The following is a 6,000-nucleotide window of genomic DNA, read 5'->3' as shown; positions in this document are numbered from 1 at the left end:
GCGTAGGAAATTTGAGAGGAGCTGTCCTTAGTACGAGAGGACCGGGATGGACGTACCGCTGGTGTACCAGTTGTTCCGCCAGGAGCACCGCTGGGTAGCTATGTACGGAAGGGATAAGCGCTGAAAGCATCTAAGCGTGAAGCCCCCCTCAAGATGAGATTTCCCAGTATGTAAGACCCCTTGAAGACGACGAGGTAGATAGGCTGGGGGTGGAAGTGCAGCAATGCATGGAGCTGACCAGTACTAATCGGTCGAGGGCTTATCCAAATATGCACGTTGTAAATCGCACATTTCGTTTCGGATCTAGTTTTCAGAGAATGATCTCTGAAGCATATTCCCTGATAGCTCAGTTGGTAGAGCACTCGACTGTTAATCGAGTTGTCACAGGTTCGAGCCCTGTTCGGGGAGCCATATGGAGAGGTGTCCGAGTTGGCCGAAGGAGCACGATTGGAAATCGTGTAGGCGCCACAAGCGTCTCGAGGGTTCGAATCCCTCTCTCTCCGCCATAGTAAGGCCCGTTGGTCAAGGGGTTAAGACACCTCCCTTTCACGGAGGTAACAGGGGTTCGAATCCCCTACGGGTCATATCTAACTTCAAAAAAAGAAGTTGATTTTCACAGCAGTTTTATGATAAGATCATAAATGTGTTGTTCGGAGGCTTAGCTCAGCTGGGAGAGCATCTGCCTTACAAGCAGAGGGTCGGGGGTTCGATCCCCTCAGCCTCCACCATATAACTTTTAATAACGACGCGGGGTGGAGCAGCCCGGTAGCTCGTCGGGCTCATAACCCGAAGGCCGCAGGTTCAAATCCTGCCCCCGCAATTATACTTTCTTTCAAGAAAGTGATCTGGAACCGTGGTGTAGTTGGCCTAACATGCCTGCCTGTCACGCAGGAGATCGCGGGTTCGAATCCCGTCGGTTCCGCCATTTTAATCTTTACATGAGGAAGTTGTTCACTTAATCTGCTATTTGGCACCGAACGCCCTAGATAAAGTGTAACGTTTCGAGATTAAACTTTATTGTGGCTCGGTAGCTCAGTCGGTAGAGCAGAGGACTGAAAATCCTCGTGTCGGCGGTTCGATTCCGTCCCGAGCCACCATTTATCACCACTTAATATGCCGGTGTAGCTCAACTGGTAGAGCAACTGACTTGTAATCAGTAGGTTGGGGGTTCAAGTCCTCTCGCCGGCACCATGTAATCCTGGAGGATTAGCGAAGTGGCCAAACGCATCAGACTGTAAATCTGCTCCCGTACGGGTTCGGTGGTTCGAATCCATCATCCTCCACCAGTTTTTAGGGGCATAGTTTAAAGGTAGAACAACGGTCTCCAAAACCGTTGGTGTGGGTTCAATTCCTGCTGCCCCTGCCAATTAACTTTAAGAACATATTGTATTATGGCGATCGTGGCGAAGTGGTTAACGCACCGGTTTGTGGATCCGGCATTCGGGGGTTCAATTCCCCTCGATCGCCCCTTTGTTTTTTTTGGGGATTAGCCAAGCGGTAAGGCAACGGACTTTGACTCCGTCATGCATAGGTTCAAATCCTATATCCCCAGCCATTATGCGGACGTGGCTCAGCGGTAGAGCATCGCCTTGCCAAGGCGAGGGTCGCGGGTTCGATTCCCGTCGTCCGCTCCAAAATATGGCGCCATAGCCAAGTGGTAAGGCACAGCTCTGCAAAAGCTTTATCCCCAGTTCGAATCTGGGTGGCGCCTCCAGTATATTTTCATAAAAACATCATATGCCGGCGTGGCGGAATGGCAGACGCGCTCGACTCAAAATCGAGTGGGAAACCGTGGAGGTTCGAGTCCTCTCGCCGGTATTCAAGCAAGTAAGGAAAAGCTCATTAGATGAAAAATCTAATGAGCTTTTTTTATTTGGTGGAATTGAAGATGAACGTGCGGCAGTTAAGCAAAGAGGGGATCCTGAATGGATTCTTGTAGGTCACCACAACACTATTACTGCAGGGGAATTCAGCATGATGTGCTTGGACAATACGCGATATACTGGTATCTCTAGATTGAAAGTACTGCTTTACCTGTAAATTGGCGACCTTTCAATTGCTGTGCTACTGCGTCAATTTTCCTTTCTAATTTCTGCACTTGGATAGTTTGTAGAAGGAGATTGAATTATTGTTGTTTATGTATTGACGCATAACTCCAATGAGTATATTGTAGATATATAAAATCTCTGATATTATTTTGAATAATTATGGATATTATAGCTCTTTTAAATTCATATAAAGGATGCTTATCAAAACAAGATAATATCCTTTTTGCGAGCGGATTTATATTTTATAAAAGAAATGGAGGGAAGCAACGTGTCTGAGGAAAAACATATATCCAAGCATTCTGAAATATTATTCGATCTATCTATGTGGGAAGAAGCGTGGAAGAATCAGTCCACAGCTTCAACATACAATATGAAGAGCGCAGCGTTTGACGCGAAATCAGCGTTTGAACGATGGGCTAGAGAATATCATCAACAATCGTTTACAGAAGAAGGAAAGCAGCGATCCGGACGCATTATAGGCTGGATTGAAAATCAGGGAGTGAGTTTTGACGGGTTATCGATATTAGACATTGGAGCAGCATCGGGCATCTTTACGATTCCTTTTGCAACCAAAGGAGCGACCGTTACAGCTGTAGAGCCCTCTGAACTGTTAGTTTCATTAATGAAGGAGACAATTCCTGCATCCCTTACATCCAGTATTGATATCGTTTCAGAGCGGTTCGAGGACATATCGATTCAGGACAAGGGTTGGGAGAAGAAATATGATTTTGCATTTGCATCCATGTGCCCGGCAATGTCGAATTGGGAAACGATTGAACAGGCGATCAGCACTGCCCGAAAGTATGTTTATATCAGCACGATGGCTGGACCGAGAGAACACACACTAATAAATGAGCTTAAAGAGGTACTAGGTGTCTATCCATCATACAACACTGGAGATATGGGATATATACAACAGCTGCTGTACCTAAAAGATTATTCTTACACCACCTTAATCACTAAAGAAACAACTTATATTGAGATGTCTGTTGAGGAAGTCGTTGATAAGCTTCAGGAGTGGCTTAACATGCACGAACTGCCAACGGATGAAGGTTCACTTGCCCTGGCTGAGCAATATATCAGAGACACTTACAAGGATGGTATGGTTACATTCTCACGCGGAGGGAAGTTCGGTAAAATTCTGATTCAATTGGAGCAACAGAACATGAAAGTGGTACGGGCCAAGTAATAGTAGACCCATTTCAGCAGTAATCAATTTAGATAAAGTTTTAAAAGGGGAAAGGGAGCAGCATAACTGCTCCCTTTTTGATGTTCATATATAAAACAACTTATTCTTCGACTAAATAACAAACGTTCTTCTTCTATAGATAGAAATAGTTATAACCGTCATACTTCATCACCAAAAGAGCCAATTATTACTTTATGGATAGATCAGGCTTCTGCTTTCGTTCCCTATACTGTCCAGGAGTGATCCCTTCCCATTTTCGAAAAGAACGGATAAAGTTCTGCGGGTTGTTATAACGAAGCCGTGCGGCAATATCCTTGACCGCTAGCTCGCTTTCGTCAAGCCACTTTTTAGCTATACTGAAGCGGTACTTCGTCAGATACTCACTGAAAGCACAGCCTGTCTCTTTGCGGAACACACTACTTAGGTAGTTGGCATTGTAGTGAAGTCTGGATGCGCATTCCTCCAACGTCAGATCCTTATCGTATTCTTGCTGGATGATGGCAATCATTTTCTCGGATATGTGCTGATATTGGGCGTACTGTCTTTCTTTCAAAATGAGAATGATCGGTATGATGATATAATTATTAAACCATTGCTCAACCTCAGCTGCGTACTGTAGAGCATGAAGTTCATTGAAGATAGACCCATGGCCTTTGGAGATCTGTCCCAATCGTATACCGGATTCCTGCATCATCTGCAAAATATGTGTTAACAATCGGGTAAGTGCTACCTGATATTCTTCCGGTGTACATTCCATGCCGAACAGCACTTCAAGCAACTGATGGAGGTGAGAGGAGGCCTGGGCTTCATCGGCATTTTGGATAGCCTGAATCAGCGTATACTCCAGTGATTCTGGATATGGCAGTGCCCAATGGGAGGTACGATTATCGATCGCCTCAAATTGAAAGATGATGCCTGCTCCCAGTTTCATTCGATGCTTGAGCGCTTCAAGGGCCTCCGTATAAGCTTGCGGTATCTGAAATAGGGAGGCGTGGGGCTGACTAAAGCCAATGCTTACCTGGAGACTAAGGATCCCACTGATTTGATGTTGTAGCTGTTCCGTTAACGTATACAGATGCTGTGAAAAGCGAACACGATCTTGCTCAGGGGTACCGATAATTGTAATGACGGCTTGTTCATATACGACAGGAAGTAACTGTTGTTCTGCATAAACACTCTCCTCCAGTATATTCTGAACGGCAAACAGCAACAGATCACGATCCTTGGCATGATATTTGGTGTGATTCATAAGATCAGCCTGGACTGCAATGACGGCTATTTGTTGCCACTCTTGAAGCTGTGTACCATAACCATTCTCTCTGAGTGTGTCATGAAGAGTGGATGGAGCATTTTTTCCCAGAAGCAGGTTGATTAGAAAATGAGTGCGGATATGCAACTTATATTGATTCAATTTGCTTTCAAGCTGGGATCGAGAAGCAGATAGCTGTGAAACGCCGGCTCTGATTTGCTCAAATTCATCCATATGGAGCGTAGAATTGGTTTCCAAGTTACCTCTGGATAAGCGTTTATCACCAAGTTGTACGAGAAGCTTGCGTATGGGTATAACCATTCTTCTCGAGCCTGCCCATGAGAGCAACAGTGAAAGCAGTAGCATAGCGACACTGATATACATGGTGTGCAACCCAATTTGAACATACTCGTGAGTAAGAATATTCGTAGGCGAAATGAGAATATATGTCCACCCTTTTAGAGAAGAATGCGTATAGGACAGCGAGTAACGTGTATCTGCAATACGTACCTCCCGTTGGCCTGAAGAGGCAGCGAATCCACGGATAGATAACAGCTCGCTAAGATTGGTACCGGATTCGCTATCTTTTATTCCTGCTGCAGCCAATGGCTGACCAATATATTCGGGATCGGGGTGGACCATGATGCGTTGTTCACGATTCAAAATGATTAGTCCGGCCTTAGAGCTGTCTGGTGAATCCTCTTCCAGTGGTTTTTGCAGTGAACATGCGGGAATTCCCGCAATCAGGGCAGCGTCAGAAGAAACATTTACATCGGGTATCGATCTGGCGAGTGCAATATGGTAAATGCAGCCTGAATTCATCAAGCGTTCATTATTGTTAAACACGGATGATGGTGTAAGCTGCCAACCGGATGTGAGTGTGTTCGATAATAAGTCTTTCATGGGCAGAGCCATTGGAAAATCAGTATTCAGGTACAGGCCAGCATGATCGATAAGCCAATCCTGGGTCTGATTTACGAGTGTAATATCCATTAGAGGCTCCCATGATCTCATATTCTTGAATTCGGTCTGTAACTTCTCAGCAAACAAAGGCCCGGTGCCCTGAACCGATGATGATGAAGTTAGCGAATGGAGCGTGTCCGGTGACCGAACGGCCTGATCGAGCATATAGCTTACGGTTGCAAGTTTGTGCTCCACGTTGGTTTGCATTTGGATTAACAGTTGTTTATTGGCTTGAGCACGATGCAGCTCTGATTGTTTTGAAGAATAGATAAAAGCGGCGATTCCCGTCAACAGAATGGGCAGGGTACTTAACAAGATTCCGAAGACTATCATTTTATGTAGATAGCTGAATGATCGCACAGGTCCACTCCTGACTTTTGGATTAGTAACACTTTCTATTTTAGTAAACGCTTACATATAGAACAATCTAAATTTTGTTTATTTGGATAAAAAAGTAATAAAAATTCAAGTGGAAATGAAGATCATAAAATCGTTCAAATAATAATTGAGGTCGTTTTATCTTTAATGGAAGGCATAATGGGAAACGTCAG

The 6,000-nt window shown here is 44.8% G+C and carries 3 protein-coding genes, 15 tRNA genes and 1 rRNA gene; 18 read left to right on the top strand and 1 reads right to left on the bottom strand.

All coding sequences use genetic code 11. The annotated features are described in order from the left end of the window. The 18 genes from BUA17_RS26895 to BUA17_RS26810 form a co-directional block, all read left to right on the top strand. A 23S ribosomal RNA gene (locus BUA17_RS26895) occupies positions 1 to 267 on the top strand; the annotation flags it as partial. 68 nt (positions 268 to 335) lie between these two features. Next, a tRNA-Asn gene (locus BUA17_RS26890) sits at positions 336 to 411 on the top strand. A gap of 3 nt (positions 412 to 414) precedes the next feature. Beyond that, positions 415 to 506, top strand: a tRNA-Ser gene (locus BUA17_RS26885). Positions 507 to 512: 6 nt separating this feature from the next. Continuing rightward, a tRNA-Glu gene (locus tag BUA17_RS26880) sits at positions 513 to 584 on the top strand. A gap of 68 nt (positions 585 to 652) precedes the next feature. Continuing rightward, a tRNA-Val gene (locus BUA17_RS26875) sits at positions 653 to 728 on the top strand. An 18-nt stretch (positions 729 to 746) separates the two neighbouring features. Beyond that, positions 747 to 820: transfer RNA gene (locus BUA17_RS26870), tRNA-Met, on the top strand. Positions 821 to 847: 27 nt separating this feature from the next. Next, positions 848 to 925 (top strand) — tRNA-Asp (locus BUA17_RS26865). 96 nt (positions 926 to 1,021) lie between these two features. Beyond that, positions 1,022 to 1,097: transfer RNA gene (locus BUA17_RS26860), tRNA-Phe, on the top strand. 18 nt (positions 1,098 to 1,115) lie between these two features. Then, positions 1,116 to 1,191, top strand: a tRNA-Thr gene (locus BUA17_RS26855). Between the two features lie 9 nt (positions 1,192 to 1,200). Further along, positions 1,201 to 1,286: transfer RNA gene (locus BUA17_RS26850), tRNA-Tyr, on the top strand. A gap of 6 nt (positions 1,287 to 1,292) precedes the next feature. Continuing rightward, positions 1,293 to 1,366 (top strand) — tRNA-Trp (locus BUA17_RS26845). A gap of 28 nt (positions 1,367 to 1,394) precedes the next feature. Beyond that, positions 1,395 to 1,467 (top strand) — tRNA-His (locus BUA17_RS26840). A gap of 13 nt (positions 1,468 to 1,480) precedes the next feature. Beyond that, positions 1,481 to 1,555, top strand: a tRNA-Gln gene (locus BUA17_RS26835). A gap of 4 nt (positions 1,556 to 1,559) precedes the next feature. After that, a tRNA-Gly gene (locus BUA17_RS26830) sits at positions 1,560 to 1,634 on the top strand. Positions 1,635 to 1,640: 6 nt separating this feature from the next. After that, positions 1,641 to 1,714, top strand: a tRNA-Cys gene (locus BUA17_RS26825). Between the two features lie 25 nt (positions 1,715 to 1,739). Continuing rightward, a tRNA-Leu gene (locus tag BUA17_RS26820) sits at positions 1,740 to 1,818 on the top strand. Continuing rightward, positions 1,792 to 2,040: a hypothetical protein gene (locus BUA17_RS26815; RefSeq protein WP_072735521.1), complete on the top strand. Its 249-nt coding sequence runs from the start codon at positions 1,792 to 1,794 to the stop codon at positions 2,038 to 2,040. The genes BUA17_RS26820 and BUA17_RS26815 overlap by 27 nt, the downstream gene beginning before the upstream one ends. 276 nt (positions 2,041 to 2,316) lie before the next feature. Then, a complete protein-coding gene (locus BUA17_RS26810; protein ID WP_083584872.1) occupies positions 2,317 to 3,237 on the top strand; it encodes a class I SAM-dependent methyltransferase in 921 nt (306 codons plus the stop codon). Positions 3,238 to 3,424: 187 nt separating this feature from the next. Here BUA17_RS26810 and BUA17_RS26805 read toward each other — a convergent pair whose 3' ends face one another. After that, complete coding sequence (locus BUA17_RS26805; protein WP_072735520.1) at positions 3,425 to 5,809, bottom strand: helix-turn-helix domain-containing protein; 2,385 nt, start codon at positions 5,807 to 5,809, stop codon at positions 3,425 to 3,427. Between the last annotated feature and the right edge of the window lie 191 nt (positions 5,810 to 6,000).

Origin of the sequence: Paenibacillus sp. ov031, from assembly GCF_900143165.1 — a bacterium.
Taxonomy (GTDB): domain Bacteria; phylum Bacillota; class Bacilli; order Paenibacillales; family Paenibacillaceae; genus Paenibacillus; species Paenibacillus marchantiae.
Note: the sequence above shows the minus strand (reverse complement) of the source record. Positions and strands in the feature narration are given on the sequence as shown.